Origin of the sequence: Actinomadura kijaniata NBRC 14229 (assembly GCF_001552175.1) — a bacterium.
In the GTDB taxonomy this organism is placed as follows: Bacteria; Actinomycetota; Actinomycetes; order Streptosporangiales; family Streptosporangiaceae; genus Spirillospora; species Spirillospora kijaniata.
Window position 1 is genome coordinate 1 of sequence record NZ_BCQR01000197.1, and the last position, 21,220, is coordinate 21,220.

Here is a 21,220-nt window from a genome sequence, read left to right on the forward strand (position 1 = left end):
CCACCCGCCAGGTCAGCGCGCCGATGCCCGCCGCGGCCGCCGCGCCCGCCGCACCCGTCAAGGCCGCCGCGTGGCCGAAGCCGCGCGGGGAGCGGGCCGTCGGCAAGACGATCAGGGTGACGGGCACGTTCGACGGGCGGCTGCGCCGCCACCACGGCGTCGGCGACCTGGGCGAGAAGGGCCAGGCCGAGGGGCAGAAGCCGATCTTCGAGCTGGCCGACGGCGCGGTGCTGAAGAACGTGGTCCTCGGCGCGCCCGCCGCCGACGGCGTGCACTGCGAGGGAAGCTGCGCGATCCAGAACGTGTGGTGGGAGGACGTCGGCGAGGACGCCGCCACGTTCAAGGGCGGCGCGAACGCCGTCTACACCGTCCACGGCGGCGGCGCCCGCGAGGCCGCCGACAAGATCTTCCAGTTCAACGGCGGCGGCAAGCTGGTGATCTCCAGGTTCCAGGCGGCCCGGTTCGGGAAGGTCGCCCGGTCCTGCGGCACCTGCGAGCCGCGGCGCCGCACGATCATCCTGCGCGACGTGACGGTGACCGCTCCCGGCCTGGCGATCGTGGGCGTCAACGTCGACAACGGTGACACCGCCGCGCTGCGGAACATCACCGTGCTGAACGACCCCAGGCGCAAGCTGCACGTCTGCGAGCGCTACCGGACCGGCAAGGGCGAGCCGAAGCGGATCGGCGTCGGCCCCGATGGCGAACACTGTCGCTACGGCGCCTCCGACGTCACCTACCGGTAGACCGGGCCGTCACCGCCGCCGGAGAAAGCATGGGAGCCCCGGCGGCGGTGACGTCCCCCTCAGCGGACGCCGTAGAGGTGCTCCAGGGCGAGCTGGTCCAGGCGTTCGAACGCCGCCCCGCGCGCCGCCAGCGCGTCGATGTCGGGCGTGAAGTCCCGAACGTCGCGCCAGCTCTCGCCCTCGGCGAGGGTGGACTGCGCCAGCTCGTCCACGCGGGCGGCCCGCAGCGCCTCCTGGACCTCGGGGTCGGCGCGGAAGGCGCGGACCTTCTCCCGCAAGATCAGCCAGTTGCGCATGCAGGCCCGCGCCGACTCCCAGACGCCGGCGTCGTCCTCGGTCCGCGGCGGCTTGTAGTCGAAGTGGATCGGGCCGTCGTAGTCGCTGTTCTCCACCAGGTCCACGACCCAGAACGCGCCGCGCGCGTTGCCCGCGCCGAACCGCAGGTCCTGGTCGTAGCGGGGACCGTGCTGGCCGTTGAGGTCGATGTGGTAGAGCTTGCCGTGCCACAGCGCCTGGGCGAGGCCGTGCGCGTAGTTGAGCCCGGCCATCTCCTCGTGGCCGACCTCGGGGTTCACGCCGACCAGCTCGGGGTGCTCCAGCTCCTCGATGAACGCCAGGGCGTGGCCGACGGTGGGCAGCAGGATGTCGCCGCGCGGCTCGTTCGGCTTGGGCTCGATGGCGAAGCGCAGGTCGTAGCCCTGGTCCAGGACGTAGGAGCCGAGGACGTCGAACGCCTCCTTGTAACGGTCCAACGCGGTGCGGACGTCCTTCGCCGCGCCCGACTCGGCGCCCTCCCGGCCGCCCCACGCCACGTACACCCGCGCGCCCAGCTCGGCGGCCAGGTCGATGTTGTCCATGGTCTTGCGCAGCGCGAAGCGGCGCACGTCGCGGTCGTTGCTGGTGAACGCGCCGTCCTTGAAGACCGGGTGGGAGAACAGGTTGGTGGTCGCGGTCGTCACCACCAGGCCGGTCTCCTCCAGCGCCTTGCGGAACGCGCCCACGCGCTCGTCCCGCTCGGCCGGGGTGGCGTCGAAGTCGAACACGTCGTTGTCGTGGAAGTTGACGCCGTAGGCGCCCAGCTCGGCCAGCTCGCGGACGGCGCGTTCGGCGGGCATCGGCGGTCGGGTGCCGGGCCCGAACACGTCGACGCCCTGCCACCCGACCGTCCAGATCCCGAACGAGAACCGGTCCTCGGGCCGGGGGGTGAAGCGGTCGTCGCTCATGGGTTCCTCCTCAGACGCGCTTGTCGCGCAGTTCGGCGTACCGGGCCCGTACCCCGCGGGCGGCGTCGGCCATGCCGGGGTCGGGCTCGTGGTCGGTGGCGGGCGGGGCGGGCCAGGCGGGCGGCTCGGGCGTTCCGGCCAGGGCCCAGGCGGCCTGGCGGGCCGCGCCGAGCGCCACGTACTCGGCGGGTTCGGGGACGGTGACGGGGGTTCCGAGGACGTCGGGGGCGAGCGCGCGGACCGCCGCCGAGCGCGCGCCGCCGCCGATCAGCAGGGTGCGGCGCGGGCGCGCGCCGTGGGCGGCCAGGTGGTCCACGGCGTCGGCGAGCGAGCACAGCAGCGCCTCCACGGCGGCGCGCGCCAGGTTCTCGCGGGTGGTGTTGGCGGTGGTCATGCCCGCCAGCACGCCGGTGGCGTCGGGGCGGTCGGGGGTGCGCTCGCCGTCCAGGTAGGGCAGGAACGTCAGCCCGCCCGCGCCCGGCTCGGCGGCGAGCGCGAGCCGGGACAGCTCCGCCAGGTCCGCGCCGATCATGCGGGCCGTCGAGGTGAGGATCCGGGCCGCGTTCAGCGTGCACACCAGCGGCAGGAACCGCCCGGTCGCGTCGGCGAACCCGGCGACGGCCCCGGTCGGGTCGGCGGCGGGCGTGTCCGCCACCGCGAACGCCGTCCCGGAGGTGCCGATCGACACCACCACGTCGCCCTCGCGCAGCCCGAGGCCGAGCGCCGCGCCCATGTTGTCGCCGGTGCCCGGCGCGATCGGCGCTCCCCAGGGGGTCTCGCCCACCGCCGCGCCGGGCGCGGCCACGCGGGGCGTCTCGGCGGCGTGGCCGAGCGCGGCCTCCAGCAGGTCGGGCAGGTAGCGGCCCTCGGCGGGTGACCAGTAGCCGGTGCCGGAGGCGTCGCCCCGGTCGGTGACGTACCCGTCGGCGCCGAGTCTCCAGGTGAGCCAGTCGTGCGGGAGCAGCACGGCGGCGGTGCGGCGGGCGTTGTCCGGCTCGTGCTCGGCCATCCACCGCAGCTTGGTGACGGTGAACGAGGCCACCGGCACCAGGCCGGTCCGCTCCGCCCAGGTCTTCGGCCCGCCGAGCTCGGCGACGAGCGCGCGGGCCTGCGGGGCGGAGCGCACGTCGTTCCACAGCAGCGCCGGGCGGACCGGCTCGCCCGCCTCGTCCAGGGCGACCATGCCGTGCTGCTGGGCGGCGACGGCCACGGCGTCGGCGCGTTCCAGCAGCTCGCGGAGCTGACCGAGGGCGTCCCACCAGTGCGCGGGGGCGCACTCGGTGCCGTCGGGATGGGGCGCGGACGCCTCGGCGACCACCGTCCCGTCCTCGGCCCGGCACAGCACGACCTTGACGGACTGCGTCGAGGAGTCGATCCCGGCGACCAGCATGTCCCTCCCTTGTCGAAGCGCTTCGACGCGCACTCTAGCCCGGCGTGACCCACCGCACAACGGCCGGTCGCCCAGATCAGGCCCAGGACGGCGGCGCCTGGTGGTCCTCCAGGCGTACCCGCAGCGCCTTCACCACACCGGCGATCATGGCGTGGTCACCCACCAGCATGCACAGCTCGATCATCTGATGCTCGTCGAAGCGCTCCCGAAGGGCCGTCCAGGTCCGGTCATCGAGATCGCGGTGCGCGCTCAGCTGGTCCGCGGCGGCGGCCAGGACGGCGGCCTCGCGGTCGAGGCCGCGGGCATCGTCGGTGCACAACGCGCCGATGACGTCCTCGGGCAGGCCGACACCGCGGGCGATCTCCACGTGCTGCACCCAGTCGTAGACGGCGCGGCACCGGTAGGCGGTGCGCAGGATCAGGATCTCCCGGGCTTCGCCGGGCAGCGTGGAGGCGTACAGCAGCCGCCCGGCGAACCGGCTGAAGTCCTCGAACAGCTCCGGGTGGCGCACCAGCGTGGTGAAGATGTTCATCTCCGTCCCGGTGGCTTCCACGAGCCGCTGCTGCTCGGCGCTGCGTTCTGCGGGCGGCAGCGGCGCGATACGGGGCCGGTCGGTCATGTGCCGCTCCCCGTCTCAGGGGGAAGGAACGCGACGACCCGGGCCGGGGCGGCGCTGCACCCGGCCAGGCGGAGCGGGAAGAACTCCACCCGGAAGCCCGAGGGTGGCAGGTCCTGCGCTGGTTCGCCGACCTCGCCGCGCGGCGGCGGGCCGCCGGGCCCCGGTAGGGCGGCCGTTCCCGCCTCTCACCGCGGGCCGGGCAGGCGGGCCTCGATCTCGCTCGCGGCGTGCGGGCACTCGTCGAGGCGGTACGGGCAGGCCAGCAGGTGCTCGATCATCCCCTGCGCCTCCCGCGCCCGCCCGATCCGCCGCTCCAGCCGGGCCACGTGCTCCCGGAGCAGGTCGGCATGGTCCTTGGGGTCGTCGGCCGACAGCACCACGCCCAGCTCACGCAGCCCGAGCCCGGCCTCCCTGCCCATCCGGATCATCGCCACCCTGCGTGGGTCGGCCTGTCGGTGGAGGCCGCGCCCGCCGGGCGGACGCCGTGGTGGAGCCGCAACGTCTACGTGATCGAGGGCGGGGACGTGCGGGTCTGCTTCGGCGGCGAGATCCGGGACGTGGGGCTGACGGCGCGCTACCGCGACTCCGCGCCCGCCGTGGACGTGGCGCTGCTGCCGGTCAACGGGCTGCGCGCGCTCGGGGCGCGGGCGCTGGTCCCGGTGCACGACGCCCACGACGAGAAGGACCTGCCGTCGCGGCTGGTCCGCCGGCACGGCCCGGCGCGCGACGCCGTGGCGCTCGCGGGCGACGGCCTGGAGGTGGTGCCGCTGCCGACCGGGCGGCGGTGGGTCCGCCCGGCCGGCGCGCTCTGACGGGGCCGAGGGGTCACGCGACCGGGGTCACGCGACCGGGGTCAGGCGCCACTGCTGGCAGGGGTTGTTCAGCCAGGACCACAGGCGCACGTCGGCGCGGTCGGCGGTGCCGCAGTCCGCGACGTCCAGGACCTTGCCGCTGTGCGGGTTGGCGAGGCGCACCCAGCCTCCCCGGTCGCCGACCTCCGGGCGGAAGCGCTGGCAGGCGTTGTCGAGCCAGGACCACTGGCGGACGTTCGTTCCGTCGGCGGTGCCGCAGTCGGCGACGTCGAGGACCCGGCCGGTGCCGACGTTGGTGAGGCGGCTGGTGTCGTCGCCCAGGTCGGTGAAGCGCCAGCGCTGGGTGGCGGCGCCGGTGCAGGTCGTCTGCGCGACGTCGGCGCCGTCGCCCGTGCCGCCGACCACGTCCAGGCACTTGCCGCTGTTGCGGTTGGTGAGGGTGTGGGCGGTGGGGGTGGCGGCGGTCTCGCCGGACGGGCCGGGCAGGCGGGTGCCGAGCGCGACCGGCGTGCCGAGGTCGGGGGTGCCGTCAGCGCGCCAGGTCACCTTCTGGGCGCGGGTGGTGCGGCCGTTGTCGCAGCCGTCGGACGCCGCGTCGTTGGCGTGGTAGACGATCCAGTCCTCGGTGCCGTCGGGCGAGGCGAAGAACCCGTTGTGGCCGGGGCCGTAGACGCCCGCCGCGTCGTCGCGCCGGAAGACCGGGGTCGGCTCCTTGCGCCAGGAGGACGCGTTCAGCGGGTCGCCGCCGGTGTAGGTGAGGCGGCCGAGCTTGTAGTCGGGTCCCCAGCAGGCGCTGGCGGAGTAGAAGAGGAACGTGCGGCCGCCGCGTTGCAGCACCTCGGGGCCCTCGTTCACGACGCCGCCCTGCTTCTCCCAGTCGTGGGTGGGGCTGGACAGCAGGCGGAACGGGCCGCTGACGGTGGAGGGGTCGGACATCGGCGCGATGACCAGGCTCTGCGGGCCGCCGTTGATGAACGAGCTGCCCAGCAGGTAGACGCGGCCGTTCAGCCGCAGCACGCTCGCGTCGATCAGCCAGCCGTTCACGCCCAGCTCGCGGCCGGTCAGCATGCTCTTGTAACGGTAGGGACCCATCGGGTCGGAGCCGACGCTCTCCAGCACGTGGGTGCGCTGGGAGTCGCAGCACGGCTCGCCGACCGCGCTGGCCGAGTAGTACAGGTACCAGCGGCCGTCGAAGGAGTGCAGCTCCGGGGCCCACATGTTGGTGCCGCGCGAGGGAGTGGCGTCGGACCACACGCGGACGCTCGGCGCGGTGGCCAGCCCGGCGAGCGTGGGCGACCGGCGCATCTGGAGCTCGCCGGTGAACGAGGTCGCGATCAGGTGGTGGTTCCCGTCGTGGTGCACGATCCAGGGGTCGGCGCCCTTGACGTGCTTGAGCGGGTTGGTGAACGGCGCGCCCGGCGCCGCCGACGCGGGGGCGGCGGGCAGCAGCGCGGCCAGCAGGACTAGGGGACGGGACCGGCTCATCGGGCGGCTCCTCACTGGAGGTCGAACGTCGCGTCGGCGCGGGCCTGCGGGGAGTCGGCCGGGTCCAGCCGGAGCGCGAAGTCCCGGTGGCGCAGGTAGCGGCCGGGGTGGTTGACGGACTCGAAGGAGGCCGCGGACGCCGACGTCAGCCCCGGGCGGCGCCGGAAGGAGGCGTCGGCCCCGAACGGCGCCGAGCCGTCGCTCCGGTCCAGCCAGACCTCGAAGCCGCGGTGGCGCAGGTAGTGGCCGGGGCGGTCGATCGACTCCAGGGAGACGGTGCCCGAGCCCGCCAGGCCGGGGACGACGCGGAACTGGGAGGTGGCGAGCGCGGTGACGTCGCGTTCCAGGACGGCGCGGCCGTCGCGGTGCCGGACGACGTGGCCGGGCCGGTTGACGGCGGCCAGCCGGTACGGGGTGGGGCCGTCGGGGACGGGGATGCCGAAGTTCGGGGTGCCGTCGGCGTTCCAGTACAGCTTCTGCACGCGGGTGCGGCGGTTGGGGTCGTTGAGCGGGTCGCCCTGGATGTCCCGGTACCAGCGGTCGTGGTAGACCAGCACGTCGCTGCGGCCGTCCTCGGAGACGGTGAACGAGTTGTGCCCCGGCCCGTACTGGCGGGTGGCGTCGTTGCTGGTGAACACGGGGGTCGGCGTCTTGCGCCAGGCGGCGGGGTCCAGCGGGTCGGCGGTGGCGGGCGCGGTGAGCAGGCCCAGGCAGTAGTTGGCGTCGGTGGCGCTGGCCGAGAACGTCAGGAACATCCGGCCGTCGCGGACGAGGAACGCCGGGCCCTCGTTGACCTTGAAGCCGCGCGTCTCCCACTCGTGGGTGGGGGTGGCCAGCAGGACCGGGTCGCCCTCGATCGTCCACGGGTTCCGCAGCCGGGCGAGGTGGATCCCGGAATTGACGTCGCTTCCCGGGGGTTTCTGCGCCCATGCGAGATAGCGCTTTCCACCATGCGTGAAAGTGGTCGCGTCGAGGGAGAACGAGTCGTGCGGTGTGCGGATCCGGCCCTTCTCCGTCCAGGTCGAGGAGAACGGGTCCGGACCGGAGCTTTCGAGCACGTACATCCGGATGCGCCAGATGTCGTCGGTGCTCCCGGCGGCGAAGTAGACGTACCAGCGGCCGTCGAGGAAGTGGATTTCCGGAGCCCAGATGTGCGCGCCCATCTCGCCGGTGGCGTGCTTGGTCCAGACGGCCTTCTCCGGGGCCGTGGACAGCCCCTGCAACGTGGGGGAACGCCGGATCACGATGCGGTCGTACTCGGGCACGGTGGCGGTGAAGTAGTAGTTGCCGTCGGTGTGTTTGACGATGTGGGCGTCGGCGCGTCGCGGGGCGATGGGATTGGTGTAGTGAACGGCGGGAGAAGAGGCGCGGACGGCGGCGGGAGCGGAGGGGGAGAAAGCGACCGTCACCGCGCCGGAAAGCACGAGGGAAAGGGCCGTCCGGGCATGGCGGTACCCCGGCATGTGAATCTCCTCGGAAGGGGACGACAGGGGTTCGGCGCAGGGGTGGGATGCGGGGAGCGATCGCCGCGACTGTAAGCAGGCCGTTCCGAGGGCGTCAATGCCCGAACCCGGCCGCTTCGATGTTAGCGATTAACATTCCGCGCTCCACTCCGGTGCGCCCGCCGGATCCGCGCAGGTCAGCGCCCACTTTCGGAGTTCTGGCCGCTCACGAAGGATGTTTGCGCTACCACCGAGTTGTTTCCAGGGTGTTGACACGGCGTCGTGGTAGCGCAAACATCTGCACACCGAGCCGAGCGTGAAGGAGATCACATGAGCGCCCCGTCCACCCCGTCCCCGGCCCCCGCCGGACGGACGCGGGCCGCCGTCATGGAGGACGTGGCCGCACGGGCCGGCGTCTCCGCCATGACGGTGTCGCGGGTGCTCAACACCCCCGAGAAGGTCCGTCCCCAGACCCGCGCCCGCGTCCTGGCGGCGATGCGGGAGCTGGACTACCGGCCCAACTCGGCGGCCCGGGTGCTGGCCACCGGCCGGTCCGGGGTGCTGGGCGTGGTCAGCTTCGACACCACCCTGTACGGCCCGGCCTCGATGCTGTACGGGATCGAGCAGGCCGCGCGCGGCGCCGAGTACACCGTGACCATCGCCAGCCTGCGGACGCTGACGCGGGGCGCGATCGAGGAGGGCGTGGACCGGCTGCGGTCGCAGTCGGTGGACGGCGTCATCGTGATCGCCCCGCACCTGTCGGCGGCCGAGGGGCTGCGGCGGCTGCCGCCGGACCTGCCGCTGGTGGCCGTCGGCGCGGCCGACGACCTGCCGGTCCCGGTCGCGGCCGTGGACCACCGCGCGGGCGCGGTCCGCGCGACCCGCCACCTGCTCAGCCTGGGGCACCGGACGGTGCACCACATCGCCGGCCCCATGGACTGGGTGGACTCCGACGCGCGCGTCGCCGGGTGGCGGCACGCGCTGGCGGAGGCGGGCCGGGAGGCCCCCGACCCGCTGCCCGGCGACTGGAGCGCCCGCTCCGGTTACGAGCAGGGGCGGGTCCTGGCCGCCGACCCCGAGGTGACGGCGGTGTTCGCCGCCAACGACCCGATGGCCCTCGGCCTGCTGCGCGCGCTGCGCGAGGCGGGCCGGGACGTCCCCGGGGAGGTGAGCGTGGCCGGGTTCGACGACGTGCCCGAGGCCCCGTTCTTCGCCCCGCCGCTGACCAGCGTCCGCCAGCCGTTCGGCGAGGTCGGACGGCTCGCCTTCCAGATGCTGCTGGAACGCATCGACGGCGCGGAGGGCGTGCCCCGCCGCACCGTCGAGCCCGAACTCGTGGTGCGGGAGAGCACCGCCGCCCGCGCCGACTGACGACAACGACCACAGCGACCACAGCGACCACAACAGCGACACACCGAACGCCCGACCCCGTGCCGGGCTCAATGTTAACGCTAACACAAGCTAGCGATCGATAGGTAGACCGGAGGAAGCGGTTCCGTGCGCATCACCGAGATCAGCACGCACGTCGTGGGGACGCCCTGGCGCAACCTCACCTATGTCGTCGTCCACACCGACGAGGGCCTGAGCGGCGTCGGCGAGGCCCGCATGCTGGGCCACACCGACGCGCTGCTGGGCTACCTGGGGGAGGCGTCGCGCCGCCACATCGTCGGCAGCGACCCGTTCGACATCGAGGACCTGGTCAAGCGCCTGAAGTACGGCGACTACGGCCGCGCCGGCGAGATCGTCATGTCCGGGATCGCCTGCGTGGAGATGGCCTGCTGGGACATCGTCGGCAAGGCGCTGGGCGTGCCGGTGTGGAAGCTGCTGGGCGGCAAAGTCCGCGAGAAGGTCAAGGCCTACGCCAACGGCTGGTACACCGTGGACCGCACGCCCGAGGAGTTCCACGCCGCCGCCAAGCGGGTGGTCGAGCGCGGCTACCAGGCGCTGAAGCTCGACCCGTTCGGCGCGGGCCAGTTCGAGCTGGACCACGACGAGACGATGCGGTCGGTCGCGCTGGTGGAGGCGGTCCGCGACGCCATCGGCCCCGAGCGCGAGCTGCTGGTGGAGATGCACGGCCGGTTCTCCCCCGCCACCGCGATCCGGCTGGCGGACCTGCTGGCGCCCTACAACCCGGGCTGGATCGAGGAGCCGGTCCCGCCGGAGAACCTCAAGGCCCTGTCGAAGGTCGCCGCGCACACCAACCTGCCGATCGCGACCGGCGAGCGCATCCACGACCGGATCGAGTTCCGCGAGCTGTTCGACCTCCAGGCCGCCGACATCGTGCAGCCGGACGTGGGCCACTTCGGCGGCATCAACGAGACCCGCAAGCTCGCCGCCACCGCCGAGACCCACTACATGCAGATCGCCCCGCACAACGTGGGCGGCCCGGTCCTGACGATGGCCTCGCTGCACCTGGGCGTCAGCGTTCCCAACTTCAAGATCCTGGAACACTTCAACGACTTCGCCGACGCCGCCATCAAGAAGATCGCCAAGGGCGCGCCGGAGGTCGTGGACGGCTACTTCGGCCTGCCCGAGGGCCCCGGCCTGGGCGTCGAGCTGGACCTGGACGCGGTGGCGGAGTTCCCGCAGCAGCACGCCGACTTCGACCTGTACGACGAGGACTGGCACTTCCGCCGCGGGAAGGGCGCCCGGTGAGCCGCGCCCTGCTGCTGGAGGAGCCAGGACGGTTCCGCGTCGTCCCGGCCGATCCCCCCGAGCCGGGGCCGGGTGAGGCCCTGGTGCGGGTCGCCGCCGCCGGGCTGTGCGGCAGCGACCGGGAGCTGTACGACGGGGCGCGCCCGGCCGGTTTCGCCAGCTACCCGATCGTTCCGGGGCACGAGTGGTCGGGAACGGTCGCCGCGGTCGGCCCCGACACCGATCCGGGGCTGGTCGGGGCGTGCGTGGTGGGCGAGGGCTTCCCCGGCTGCCAGGGCTGCGGCCCGTGCCGCGACGGCGCGCCGAACCTGTGCGCCGCCGGGTACGACGAGACCGGCTTCACCCGGCCCGGCGCGTTCGCCGACCATCTGCTGCTGCCCGCGCGGATGCTGCACGTGCTCGGCCCGGACGCCGACCTGCGCGCCGCCGCGCTGCTGGAGCCCGCCGCCGTGGTGGCGGCGGCGGTGCGGCACGCGGCGCTGCGGCCCGGCGAGACGGCCGCGGTGATCGGCACCGGGACGCTGGGGATGCTGGCGCTGCAACTGCTGTCGGCCGCCTCCCCCGCGCGGCTGGTCGCGATCGACCCGCGCCGCGAGCGCGGCGAGGCCGCGCTGGCGTCGGGCGCGACGGTGTTCCTGAGCCCCGGCGAGGCCGAGGAGGGCTCGTTCGACGTGGTGGTGGAGACCGCCGGGGCGGTCGGGACCGCGCACGCGGCGGTCGGGCTGGTGCGGCGCGGCGGCCGGGTCGTGGTGACCGGCATCCCCGCCGATCCGGCCGATCACGTTCCGACATCATTGCTGGTCACGCGAGCGTTGAGACTACATACGGTGTTCGGTGCGGGCCCGGCCGACTGGGCGTACGCGGTGCGCGCGTTCGACTCGGGCGTGCTGCGGCCCGCCTCCCTGGTCACCCACGAGCTGCCGCTGGCCGACTTCGCGAACGCGCTGAAGCTCAGCGCCGCCCCCGAGGCGGGCAAGGTCCTGCTCCGCCCCGACTGGACCTGAGAACACGACTGAGGAAGAAGAGATGACCCACCGACTTCCCGGCGAACACGCCCTGACCGACCTCGGGTTCCCCGCCCGCGACACGACCGTGCCGTCCTCGCCCGCCGCGTTCCCCGACGGCGGGACCTGGCGGACCGAGCTGCCGTCCTGCGAGGGCCCGGCGGTGCTGGAGGCGGTGCTCGCCGAGAGCGAGCGCCTGGACGTCCCGCTGCACCGCATCAGCCAGGGCAGCGGCGTGTGGATGCTGACCGACGCCGAGATCTCCGAGATGGTCGCGGCCTGCGACCAGCGGGGCGTCGAGCTGTGCCTGTTCCTCGGCCCGCGCGGCACCTGGGAGCCGGGCGCGGGCGGCCGTTCCTACACCGCCTCCGGGCCGCGCGCCCGGGGCCGCGACCAGCTCGCCCAGTGCGTGGAGGAGGCCGAGCGCGCCGTCGCGCTCGGCGTGCGGTGCCTGCTGGTCGCCGACGAGGGCGTGCTGTGGACGCTGCACCGGATGCGCGTGGCCGGGAAGCTGCCCGCCGACGTGACGTTCAAGGTGTCGGCGCTGGTCGGGCCGGTGAACCCCGCCTCGTTCGCGGTGTGGGAGATGCTCGGCGGCGACTCGCTCAACGTGCCCAGCGACCTCACCGTCGCGCAGCTCGCGGAGATCCGCGCGGTGAGCGCCGCGCCGATCGACTTCTATGTCGAGACCCCCGACGACCTCGGCGGCTTCGTGCGGATGTACGACGCCGCGGAGCTGGTGCGCTGCGGCGCGCCGATCTACCTGAAGTTCGGGCTGCGCAACGCGGCCCCCATCTACCCGGTCGGGCAGCACCTGCGTTCCCTCGCCGTCGACGGCGGGCGGGAACGGGTGCGGCGCGGCCGCCTGGTCCTGGACACCCTCGCCCGGCTCGGGGCAGGCGGCGGAATGTCCCCTCTCGGCTCGCGCGACCCGGGCCCGCTGCGGCGGTTCCCGGCGACCGAGGCCGTTCCCACCCCCTGACACCCGAAGGAGAACGACATGCGATTCCGCCACCTCACCGTCGCGGCCTCCGCGCTGCTGCTGGGCGCCGCGCTGACCGGCTGCGGCTCGGCCGAGAAGGACATCGACAAGAAGAGCGCCGGCGGCGCCCAGGGCGCGCTGATCGGCGTGACCATGCCGACCAAGTCGTCCGAGCGCTGGGTCCACGATGGCAACAACCTCAAGTCCAAGCTGGAGCAGCTCGGCTACAAGGTGGACCTGCAGTACGCCGAGAACGACATCCCCACCCAGGTCAGCCAGATCGAGAACCAGATCACCAAGGGCGCCAAGCTGCTGGTGGTCGCCTCGATCGACGGCACCGCGCTGACCACCCAGCTGGAGCAGGCCGGGCAGCAGAAGATCCCGGTGATCGCCTACGACCGGCTGATCCGCAAGACCCAGAACGTCGACTACTACGCCACCTTCGACAACTACAAGGTCGGCGTGCAGCAGGCGACGTCGCTGCTGGTCGGGCTGAAGCTGAAGAAGCCCGACGGGTCCGAGGGCGACGCCAAGGGGCCGTTCAACATCGAGCTGTTCGCGGGCTCCCCCGACGACAACAACGCCACCTTCTTCTACAACGGCGCGATGTCGGTGCTGAAGCCCTACATCGACAAGGGCACCCTCGTCGTGAAGAGCGGCCAGAAGGACTTCAAGACGATCGCCATCCTGCGCTGGGACCCGGCGACCGCGCAGAAGCGCATGGAGGACCTGCTCACCAAGACCTACGGCGGCGGCACCAAGATCCAGGGCGTCCTGTCGCCCTACGACGGCCTGTCGATCGGCATCCTGTCGGCGCTGAAGAGCAACGGCTACGGCAGCGCCGGGCAGCCGTACCCGGTGGTGACCGGGCAGGACGCCGAGCTGGCGTCGGTGAAGTCGATCCTGGCCGGCGAGCAGTACTCCACGATCTTCAAGGACACCCGCAAGCTGGCCGACGAGACCGTGAAGATGGCCGACTCGGTCCTCAAGGGCGGCAAGCCCACCGTCAACAACACCAAGGACTACGACAACGGCGTCAAGGTCGTCCCGTCGCAGCTCCTGGAGCCGGTGATCGTCGACAAGGGCAACGCGCGCCAGACGCTGGTCGACAGCGGCTACTACACCCAGGCCCAGCTCGGCGGCTGATCCCATGACCGATCACATCCTCACCATGACGGGGATCACCAAGTCGTTCCCCGGCGTGCACGCGCTGCGCGACGTGAACCTGAAGGTGCGGCGCGGCGAGATCCACGCGATCTGCGGGGAGAACGGCGCGGGCAAGTCCACGCTGATGAAGGTGCTGTCCGGGGTGTACCCGCACGGCTCCTACGACGGCGAGATCCGCTTCGACGGCGAGGAGTGCCGGTTCTCCGGCGTCCGCGACAGCGAGGCGCTCGGCATCGTGATCATCCACCAGGAGCTCGCGCTGTGCCCGCAGCTGTCGATCGCCGAGAACCTCTTCCTCGGCAACGAGCGGCGGCGGCGCGGACTGATCGACTGGAACCGCACCAACCACGAGGCGGCCCGGCTGCTGGAGCGGGTCGGGCTGCCGGAGAACCCCACCACCGTGGTCGCCGACCTCGGTGTCGGCAAGCAGCAGCTCGTAGAGATCGCCAAGGCGCTCGCCAAGCGGGTGCGGCTGCTGATCCTCGACGAGCCGACCGCCGCCCTCAACGACGAGGACTCCGCGCACCTGCTGGACCTGATGCGCGGGCTGCGCGACGAGGGCGTCACCAGCGTGATCATCTCGCACAAGCTCAACGAGGTGCTGGCCGTCGCCGACACCGTCAGCATCCTGCGCGACGGCCAGATGATCGAGACGCTGGACCCGGCGGCCGGGGCGGTGACCGAGGACCGGATCATCTCCGGGATGGTGGGCCGCGACCTGGAGCACCGGTACCCGCCGCACGAGCCGCAGATCGGCGAGGAGGTGCTGCGGATCGAGGACTGGACCGTGCACAGCCCCGTCCAGCACGACCGCAAGGTCGTGGACGGGGCGTCCCTGACGCTGCGGCGCGGCGAGATCGTCGGGCTGGCGGGGCTGATGGGCGCGGGCCGCACCGAGCTGGCGATGAGCGTGTTCGGCCGGACCTACGGCACCGACGTCTCCGGCCGCCTGTTCAAGGACGGCCGCCCCATCGAGGTGCGCGACGTCCGCGACGCGATCCGGCACGGCCTCGCCTACGCCACCGAGGACCGCAAGCGGTACGGCCTGAACCTCATCCAGGACATCCGGCAGAACGTCTCGGCCGCGTCGCTGCGCAGGCTGGCGCGGCGCGGCTGGGTCAACGGCCACGAGGAGCACGCCGTCGCCGAGCGGTACCGCGCCGAGATGAACATCAAGGCCCCCGACGTGCTCGCCGTCACCGGCAAGCTCAGCGGCGGCAACCAGCAGAAGGTCGTGCTGGCCAAGTGGATCCACACCGATCCCGACGTGCTGATCCTCGACGAGCCGACGCGCGGCATCGACGTCGGCGCCAAGTACGAGATCTACACGATCGTGCAGCGGCTGGCCCGGGAGGGGAAGGCGATCCTGCTGATCTCCTCGGAGCTGCCGGAGCTGCTGGGCATGTGCGACCGGATCTACACCATGGCCGCCGGGCGGATCACCGGTGAGGTCGCCCGCGCCGACGCCACCCAGGAACTGCTCATGCGCCACATGACACTGGAGAAGGAGGCCGCCCGATGAGCAGCCCCATCGCCCCCGCGGCCGGCCGGGACGGCGGCCGGGACCGCGGCCCGGCCCCGGCCGCGGCGGGGCCGCGCGGCGGGACACCCCGGCCGCGCCTGTCGATCAACCTGCGGCAGAGCGGCATCTACGTCGCGCTCGCGCTGATCGTCGCGCTGTTCTCGGTGCTCACCGAGGGCGCGATGCTGCAACCGCAGAACATCTCCAACATCATCGTCCAGAACTCCTACATCCTGATCCTGGCGATCGGGATGATCCTGATCATCATCTCCGGGCACATCGACCTGTCGGTCGGGTCGGTCGTCGGCGTGACCGGCGCGATCGCGGCGGTGCTGATGGTCAACCACAACGTGCCGTGGCCGCTGGCGCTGCTGGTGACGCTGGTCGCCGGGGCGCTGATCGGGGCGTGGCAGGGGTACTGGACCGCCTACTTCGGGATCCCGTCGTTCATCGTGACGCTGGCCGGGATGCTGCTGTTCCGGGCGCTGACGCTGACCGTGCTCGGCAACCAGGGCATCGGGCCGTTCCCCGACGAGGTGCGGACCCTGTCCAACGGGTTCACCGGCAGCTACCTCGGCAACGTCGGGCTGGGGCCGCTGGGCGGGGCCGACCTGTTCAGCCTGCTGGTCGGCGTCGCGCTGTGCGCGGCGCTGGCGGTCACCCAGTGGCGCACCCGCAAGGCGCGGCTCGGCTACTCCCAGACCGTGGACCCGATGCCGGTGTTCCTGCTGCGGATCGGCGCGGCCGCGCTGCTGATCATGGTGGTGACGGTGCAGCTCGCCCGGTTCCACAACCTGCCGTGGGTGCTGGTGCTGCTGGCGGCGCTGGTGCTGGGCTACTCGCTGCTGACCGGCCGCACGGTCTTCGGCCGCCACGTCTACGCCGTCGGCGGCAACCTCCAGGCCGCCGTGCTGTCCGGCGTGAAGGCCAAGTCGGTGGTGTTCTGGCTGTTCGTCAACATGGGCGTGCTGGCCTCCATCGCCGGGATCGTGTTCGCCGGGCGGCTCAACCAGGCCGGTCCCACCGCCGGGAACTCCTTCGAGCTGGACGCGATCGCGGCGGCGTTCATCGGCGGCGCGGCCGTGCAGGGCGGCGTCGGCAAGGTCGTCGGCGCGATCACCGGCGGCCTGATCATGGCCGTGATCAACAACGGGATGTCGCTGATCGGCGCGCCCAGCGAGCGCGTGATGCTCGTCAAGGGCCTGGTCCTGCTGGCCGCCGTCGCCTTCGACATCTGGACCAAGCGCCGCTCCGGCTCGCCCATCCTCCGCTAGCCCGTCCCGAAGATCTCCGAAAGGACGACATGACCGACCCCATCACCACCGTGGACGCCGCGTGCGCGGCGGCCGGACGGGCGTTCGAACCGTTCGCGGCGCTGCCGCTGCCGGAGCGGGCGGCGTTCCTGGACGGGATCGCCGACCGGCTCGACGCGCACGCCGCCGAGCTGGTCGACCTGGCCGCCGAGGAGACCGGCATCCCCGCCGGCCGCCTCACCGGCGAGATGGCCCGCACCACCGGGCAGCTCCGGCTGTTCGCGAACCTCGTCCGGGACGGCGGCTTCCTGGACGTGGTGGCCGAGGACGGCGAGCCGTCGCTGCTGCGGGTCAACGAGCCGATCGGCCCGGTGGCGGTGTACGCGGCGAGCAACTTCCCGTTCGCGTTCTCGGTCGCCGGGGGCGACACCGCCACCGCCCTGGCGGCGGGCTGCCCCGTCGTGGTGAAGGCGCACCCGGGCCACCCGCGCACCTCCCGCCGCACCGCCGAACTCGTCCACGACGCCCTCGCCGCGGCGCCGGAGGGGACGTTCACGCTGGTGGAGGGGTTCGAGGCGGGGGTGGAGCTGGTCGGGCACCCGGTGATCCGGGCGGCGGCGTTCACCGGATCGACGCGGGGCGGGCGCGCCCTGTTCGACCTGGCCAACGCGCGGCCCGACCCGATCCCGTTCTACGGCGAGCTCGGCAGCGTCAACCCCGTCTTCGTCACCCCCGCCGCCGCGAAGGCGCGGGGCGAGGAGATCGCGGCCGGGTTCACCGCCTCGTTCACCGCCAACGCCGGGCAGATGTGCACCAAGCCCGGCCTGCTGTTCCTGCCGTCCGGGCACGGGCTGGAGGAGCCGCTGCGGCGGCCGGTGGAGGAGGGTGTCCGGAACCGGCTGCTGACGCCCGGCATCCACGAGGCGTACGTTGCGGGCGTGTCCGGTTTGGCCGAACGGCCGGAGGTGCGGGTCCTCGCCGGAGACGTGCCCGGCACGGCGGACGGCCCCGCCGGCGACCCGGCGCCGGTGCTGTTCGCGGTGGCCGCCCGCGACCTGACCCCCGAACTGTGGGAGGAGCACTTCGGCCCGGCGTCGCTGGTCGTCGAGTACGACACCGACGACGAGCTGCTGGCGGCCGCCGCCGCCATGCCCGGCTCCCTCACCGCCACGATCCACACCGAGGACGGCGAGCCGCTGGCCCGCGACCTGGTGGCCCGCGTCCGGCGGCGCGCGGGACGGATCGTGTTCGACGGCTGGCCGACCGGCGTGGCCGTCACCGCCGCCATCCACCACGGCGGGCCCTGGCCCGCCACCACCGCGCCGCTGCACACCTCGGTGGGCACCGCCGCGATCCGCCGTTTCCTCGTCCCCGTCGTCTACCAGAACGTTCCCGAGTCCCTCTCCCCCCTGGAAGGACGTTCATGAGGCTCATCCCGACCCTGGCCGCGACCGCGCTGGTCGCCGCCGGAACCGTCGCCGCCCTGCCCGCCTCGGCCGCCACCCGCGCCCCGCAGATCAGCAAGGAGGCCTTCGGGAAACTCCCCTCCGGCACCGCGATCGAGCGCTACACCCTGTCCAACGGCAAGGGGATGCGGGTGCGCGTCCTCACCTACGGCGGCATCGTGCAGTCGCTGGAGACCCCCGACCGGCGCGGCCGCTCCGGCAACGTCGCGCTCGGCTTCAAGACCCTGGACGGCTACCTCAGCGAGGCCTACAAGACCGAGAACCCCTACTTCGGGGCGATCATCGGCCGGTTCGGCAACCGCATCGGCAAGGCCCGCTTCACGCTCGACGGCAAGACCTACACGCTCCCGGCCAACGACAACGGCAACACCCTGCACGGCGGCGACGCGGGCTTCGACGAGCGCGTCTGGAAGGCCGAGCCGGTCAGGAAGGGGAACGAGGTCGCGCTGCGGCTCACCCGCGTCAGCCCCGACGGCGAGGAGGGCTTCCCCGGCAAGCTGTCGGTGGCGGTCACCTACACCCTCACCCAGCGCGGCGAGCTGCGCATCGGCTACCGCGCCACCACCGACAAGCCGACCGTCGTCAACCTCACCAACCACACCTACTTCAACCTGGCCGGTGAGGGCTCCGGCGACGTCTACGGCCACCGCCTCCAGATCAACGCCAAGCGGTACACGCCCGTGGACGCGGCCCTCATCCCGACCGGCAAGATCGACCCGGTGGCGGGGACGCCGCTGGACTTCACCAGGCCGCGCGCCATCGGCGAGCGCATCCGCGACGGCCACCCGCAGATGGTGCTCGGCCGCGGCTACGACCACAACTTCGTCCTGGACGGCCGCCACGCCGCCCGCGTCACCGAGCCCCGCAGCGGCCGGGTGATGGACGTGCACACCACCGAGCCGGGCATCCAGTTCTACTCGGGCAACTTCCTGACCGGCCGCCTGGTCGGCACCGGCGGCCGGATGTACCGGCAGGGCGACGGGTTCTGCCTGGAGACCCAGCACTTCCCGGACTCGCCGAACAAGCCGTCGTTCCCCTCGACGACGCTGCGGCCGGGCCAGACCTACGACACCACCACGACCTACACCTTCTCCGCTCGATGACCGAATGGGACATCGCGGTTCCCGGGCGGGCCCTTCTCGGCGAGGGGCCCGCCTGGGATCCGACCACCGGGACGCTGCTGTGGGTGGACATCCTGTCCAGCGAGATCCACGCCTACGGCCCCGCCACCGGCGACACCCTGCTGCGCCGGACCGGGCAGCACGTGGGCGCGGCCAGGCCCCGCGCGGGCGGCGGGCTGGTGGTGAACCTGCGCGACGGCGTCGGCCTGTACGACGCCGACGGCGCGTTCGGCTGGCTGGCGGAGTTCCCGGAGGAGGGCTGCCGGGGCAACGACGCGGCCGTCGCGCCCGACGGGGCGCTGTGGGCCGGGACGATGCGCTACGACGAGGCCCCCGGCGGCGGGAGGCTGCGCCGGATCCATCCGGACGGGACGGTCGAGACGGTCCTCCCGGACGTGACGGTCAGCAACGGCCTCGGCTGGAGCCCCGACGGGCGGCTCATGTACTACGTGGACAGCCCGACCCGCCGCGTCGACGTGTTCGACGAGGGCGGGCGCCGCCCGTTCGCCCACCTGCCGGGCCCCGGCATCCCCGACGGCCTGACCGTGGACGCCGACGGCTGCGTGTGGGTCGCGGTGTGGGAGGGCGGCCGGGTGCTGCGCTACACGCCCACCGGCGCGCTGGACCGGGTCCTGGACCTGCCCGTCGCCCGCACGACGGCGTGCGCGTTCGGCGGCCCGGACCTGCGCGACCTGTACGTCACGACCGCCGCCCTGGACGCCCCCGCCGACGAGCCGCACGCGGGCGCGCTGTTCGTCTTCCCCGGCATCGGCGCGGGCCTGCCCTCACCGCCCTTCCCCGGGTGAGGCGACGAACCACTCGCGGCCGAGGAGCAGCCCGAACACCGGTGCCGGAAGGCGGACCAGGACCCGCACGACGGCCGAGGCCCGGCCGTTCCCGTCCACCACGGAACGGTGCGCGGCCAACGCGGCCTGCTTCCGCCGGGCGAACCGCCGCGTGTCCACCCGGTGGGTGATGGCCGCGCCGGGGGTGTAGAGGCCGTCCGGTTCCTCGTGGTGGCGGAGGAGGCGGAGCGCGCGGGCGGCCCGTACGGCGCGGGCGACGGCCTCCCCGGGCGCCGTCGCCTCCAGCACGCGCCCCACCCCGGCCAGCTCGGCGGCGCGCCTGCCGACGTGGTGCACCTTGACGTGGTCGCGGTGGCCGTAGCCGCCGTTGGCGTCGTAGCCGAGCAGCACGTCGGCGTTCTCCTCGCGCAGCAGCGCGGCGAGCCGCCGCGCGGCCTCCTCGGTGTCGGCGCGGGCGAACCGCGTCCGGTCCGGCGGGTCCGGGTAGAGCAGGGGGCCGTGCCCGCTGTCGGCGTAGCCGAGGTGCTCGACCCGGTGCGCGCCCAGCGCGGCGGCGCTGGCCCGCAGTTCGGCCAGGCGCGGCGCGCCCCCGGGCGGGACCGGGCCCATCAGCCCGTCGGTGGCCGTGACGATGACCACGCGGTGCCCCTCGGCGGCGGCGCGGGCGAGGGTGCCGCCGGTCAGCAGGGCCTCGTCGTCGGGGTGGGCGTGGAACGCCACGACGGTCGCCATCGGTCAGGTCTCCTCCGGAGGGTTCGCCACCGGTCAGCGGGCGGGCAGGACCAGGTCGGCCTGGACCGGCGAGTGGTCGGTCTTCGGCAGGGTGTGGGTGGTGAAGTCGTGCACGGCCACGCGCGGGTCCACCAGGACGTGGTCCAGGGTCACGCGCGGGGTCGTCCGGCTGTACTTCCCGATGTTGGGCCAGGTCCCGCGCAGGCCCTCCCCCGCCGCGTCGGCGGCGTCGCGGTAGCCGGTGTCCAGCAGGCGCCGCAGGTAGGCGTGGTCGAGGGTGGCGTTGAAGTCGCCCGCCAGGATCCGCGGCCTCCCCCTGGGCTCGGCTCCGGGCAGGGCCGCCAGCCCCTTGCGCCAGCAGTCCGCCGAGGCGGGGACGGTCGGGGCGCACGGGTGGACCGAGACGACCTCCACCGGCGGGGCCTTGGGCACCAGGACCTCGGCGCGGGCCTGGAGGAACCCGATGTCGATCGGCCCGCGCTCCCGCAGCGGGTACCGGGAGTAGATCCCCGAGCCGCCCGCGCCGTGGCGGGCGTGCAGGACCTTGTGGGGGAACAGGCCGTCGACGCCCGCGTTCCGCAGGTCGGCGAGGGCCTGCGGGGTGAGCTCCTGGAGGGTGAGCACGTCGGGCCTGGTGCGGCGCAGCAGGTCCATGACGCTCTTGGTGGGGACCTGGCCGTACAGCAGGTTGGCGGCCAGCACGCGCAGGGCGGGGCCGCGCGCCCCCGGGGAGTCGTCGGCGACCGCGCGCGGCAGCACCGCCGCCGCCAGCGCGACCGACACCGCGCCCGCGGCCAC

The 21,220-nt window shown here is 73.4% G+C and carries 20 protein-coding genes; 12 read left to right on the plus strand and 8 right to left on the minus strand.

The annotated features are described in order from the left end of the window. The coding region (locus AKI01S_RS42000; RefSeq protein ID WP_067831376.1) for a pectate lyase at positions 1-743 on the plus strand (743 nt) is incomplete at its 5' end. A gap of 59 nt (positions 744-802) precedes the next feature. Here the strand turns inward: AKI01S_RS42000 and xylA are convergent. The 4 genes from xylA to AKI01S_RS42020 form a co-directional block, all read right to left on the minus strand. Then, positions 803-1,966 (minus strand): xylose isomerase, encoded by a 1,164-nt coding sequence (xylA, locus tag AKI01S_RS42005; RefSeq protein WP_067831379.1) that lies wholly within the window; start codon positions 1,964-1,966, stop codon positions 803-805. Positions 1,967-1,976: 10 nt separating this feature from the next. Further along, positions 1,977-3,356 carry a xylulokinase gene (xylB, locus tag AKI01S_RS42010; protein WP_067831381.1) on the minus strand — a complete coding sequence of 460 codons (1,380 nt, stop codon included), beginning with the start codon at positions 3,354-3,356 and terminating at the stop codon, positions 1,977-1,979. 76 nt (positions 3,357-3,432) lie between these two features. Next, positions 3,433-3,975, minus strand: a complete 543-nt coding sequence (locus tag AKI01S_RS42015; protein WP_067831383.1) for a carboxymuconolactone decarboxylase family protein — start codon at positions 3,973-3,975, stop codon at positions 3,433-3,435. Positions 3,976-4,160: 185 nt separating this feature from the next. After that, positions 4,161-4,403, minus strand: coding sequence for a MerR family DNA-binding protein (locus AKI01S_RS42020; RefSeq protein ID WP_084000782.1), 243 nt, complete (start codon positions 4,401-4,403; stop codon positions 4,161-4,163). A 27-nt stretch (positions 4,404-4,430) separates the two neighbouring features. Here AKI01S_RS42020 and AKI01S_RS42025 point away from each other — a divergent pair, with 27 nt between their 5' ends. Beyond that, entirely contained in the window at positions 4,431-4,787 is a 357-nt protein-coding gene (locus tag AKI01S_RS42025; protein ID WP_067831388.1) for an MBL fold metallo-hydrolase, read from the plus strand. Positions 4,788-4,814: 27 nt separating this feature from the next. On the opposite strand, the gene AKI01S_RS42030 is transcribed toward AKI01S_RS42025, so the two are convergent. Both AKI01S_RS42030 and AKI01S_RS42035 read right to left on the minus strand, forming a co-directional pair. Beyond that, positions 4,815-6,272 (minus strand): family 43 glycosylhydrolase, encoded by a 1,458-nt coding sequence (locus tag AKI01S_RS42030; protein ID WP_067831390.1) that lies wholly within the window; start codon positions 6,270-6,272, stop codon positions 4,815-4,817. An 11-nt stretch (positions 6,273-6,283) separates the two neighbouring features. Then, the gene (locus AKI01S_RS42035; RefSeq protein ID WP_218010025.1) at positions 6,284-7,681 is read right to left on the minus strand and encodes a family 43 glycosylhydrolase; all 1,398 of its coding nucleotides are present in this window, start codon (positions 7,679-7,681) and stop codon (positions 6,284-6,286) included. Between the two features lie 363 nt (positions 7,682-8,044). On the opposite strand from AKI01S_RS42035, the gene AKI01S_RS42040 reads away from it, so the two are divergent. From AKI01S_RS42040 to AKI01S_RS42085, 10 genes are all read left to right on the plus strand, one after another. Beyond that, entirely contained in the window at positions 8,045-9,085 is a 1,041-nt protein-coding gene (locus tag AKI01S_RS42040; protein ID WP_067831395.1) for a LacI family DNA-binding transcriptional regulator, read from the plus strand. 126 nt (positions 9,086-9,211) lie between these two features. Beyond that, positions 9,212-10,369 carry a mandelate racemase/muconate lactonizing enzyme family protein gene (locus AKI01S_RS42045; protein ID WP_067831397.1) on the plus strand — a complete coding sequence of 386 codons (1,158 nt, stop codon included), beginning with the start codon at positions 9,212-9,214 and terminating at the stop codon, positions 10,367-10,369. Further along, complete coding sequence (locus AKI01S_RS42050) at positions 10,366-11,373, plus strand: zinc-dependent alcohol dehydrogenase (protein ID WP_067831399.1); 1,008 nt, start codon at positions 10,366-10,368, stop codon at positions 11,371-11,373. Before AKI01S_RS42045 ends, AKI01S_RS42050 begins: the two co-directional genes overlap by 4 nt. A 22-nt stretch (positions 11,374-11,395) precedes the next feature. Continuing rightward, entirely contained in the window at positions 11,396-12,355 is a 960-nt protein-coding gene (locus AKI01S_RS42055; protein ID WP_067831401.1) for a hypothetical protein, read from the plus strand. An 18-nt stretch (positions 12,356-12,373) separates the two neighbouring features. Continuing rightward, the gene (gene chvE, locus AKI01S_RS42060) at positions 12,374-13,501 is read left to right on the plus strand and encodes a multiple monosaccharide ABC transporter substrate-binding protein (protein ID WP_067831403.1); all 1,128 of its coding nucleotides are present in this window, start codon (positions 12,374-12,376) and stop codon (positions 13,499-13,501) included. Positions 13,502-13,505: 4 nt separating this feature from the next. Beyond that, positions 13,506-15,044, plus strand: a complete 1,539-nt coding sequence (gene mmsA, locus AKI01S_RS42065; protein ID WP_067831406.1) for a multiple monosaccharide ABC transporter ATP-binding protein — start codon at positions 13,506-13,508, stop codon at positions 15,042-15,044. Continuing rightward, positions 15,041-16,318, plus strand: coding sequence for a multiple monosaccharide ABC transporter permease (gene mmsB / locus AKI01S_RS42070; protein WP_084000783.1), 1,278 nt, complete (start codon positions 15,041-15,043; stop codon positions 16,316-16,318). The genes mmsA and mmsB overlap by 4 nt, the downstream gene beginning before the upstream one ends. A 29-nt stretch (positions 16,319-16,347) precedes the next feature. Further along, positions 16,348-17,724: an aldehyde dehydrogenase (NADP(+)) gene (locus AKI01S_RS42075; RefSeq protein WP_067831408.1), complete on the plus strand. Its 1,377-nt coding sequence runs from the start codon at positions 16,348-16,350 to the stop codon at positions 17,722-17,724. Beyond that, positions 17,721-18,866 carry an aldose epimerase family protein gene (locus tag AKI01S_RS42080; protein ID WP_067831410.1) on the plus strand — a complete coding sequence of 382 codons (1,146 nt, stop codon included), beginning with the start codon at positions 17,721-17,723 and terminating at the stop codon, positions 18,864-18,866. The genes AKI01S_RS42075 and AKI01S_RS42080 overlap by 4 nt, the downstream gene beginning before the upstream one ends. After that, positions 18,863-19,690, plus strand: a complete 828-nt coding sequence (locus AKI01S_RS42085; protein ID WP_067831412.1) for an SMP-30/gluconolactonase/LRE family protein — start codon at positions 18,863-18,865, stop codon at positions 19,688-19,690. The genes AKI01S_RS42080 and AKI01S_RS42085 overlap by 4 nt, the downstream gene beginning before the upstream one ends. On the opposite strand, the gene AKI01S_RS42090 is transcribed toward AKI01S_RS42085, so the two are convergent. Together AKI01S_RS42090 and AKI01S_RS42095 are read right to left on the minus strand one after the other, a co-directional pair. Then, on the minus strand, positions 19,670-20,422 hold the full coding sequence (locus AKI01S_RS42090; RefSeq protein WP_067831413.1) for a PIG-L deacetylase family protein: 753 nt from the start codon (positions 20,420-20,422) through the stop codon (positions 19,670-19,672). The two genes, AKI01S_RS42085 and AKI01S_RS42090, sit on opposite strands and share 21 nt — an antisense overlap. 33 nt (positions 20,423-20,455) lie before the next feature. After that, a partial coding sequence (locus tag AKI01S_RS42095; protein ID WP_169814107.1) for an endonuclease/exonuclease/phosphatase family protein occupies positions 20,456-21,220 on the minus strand: 765 nt, incomplete at its 5' end.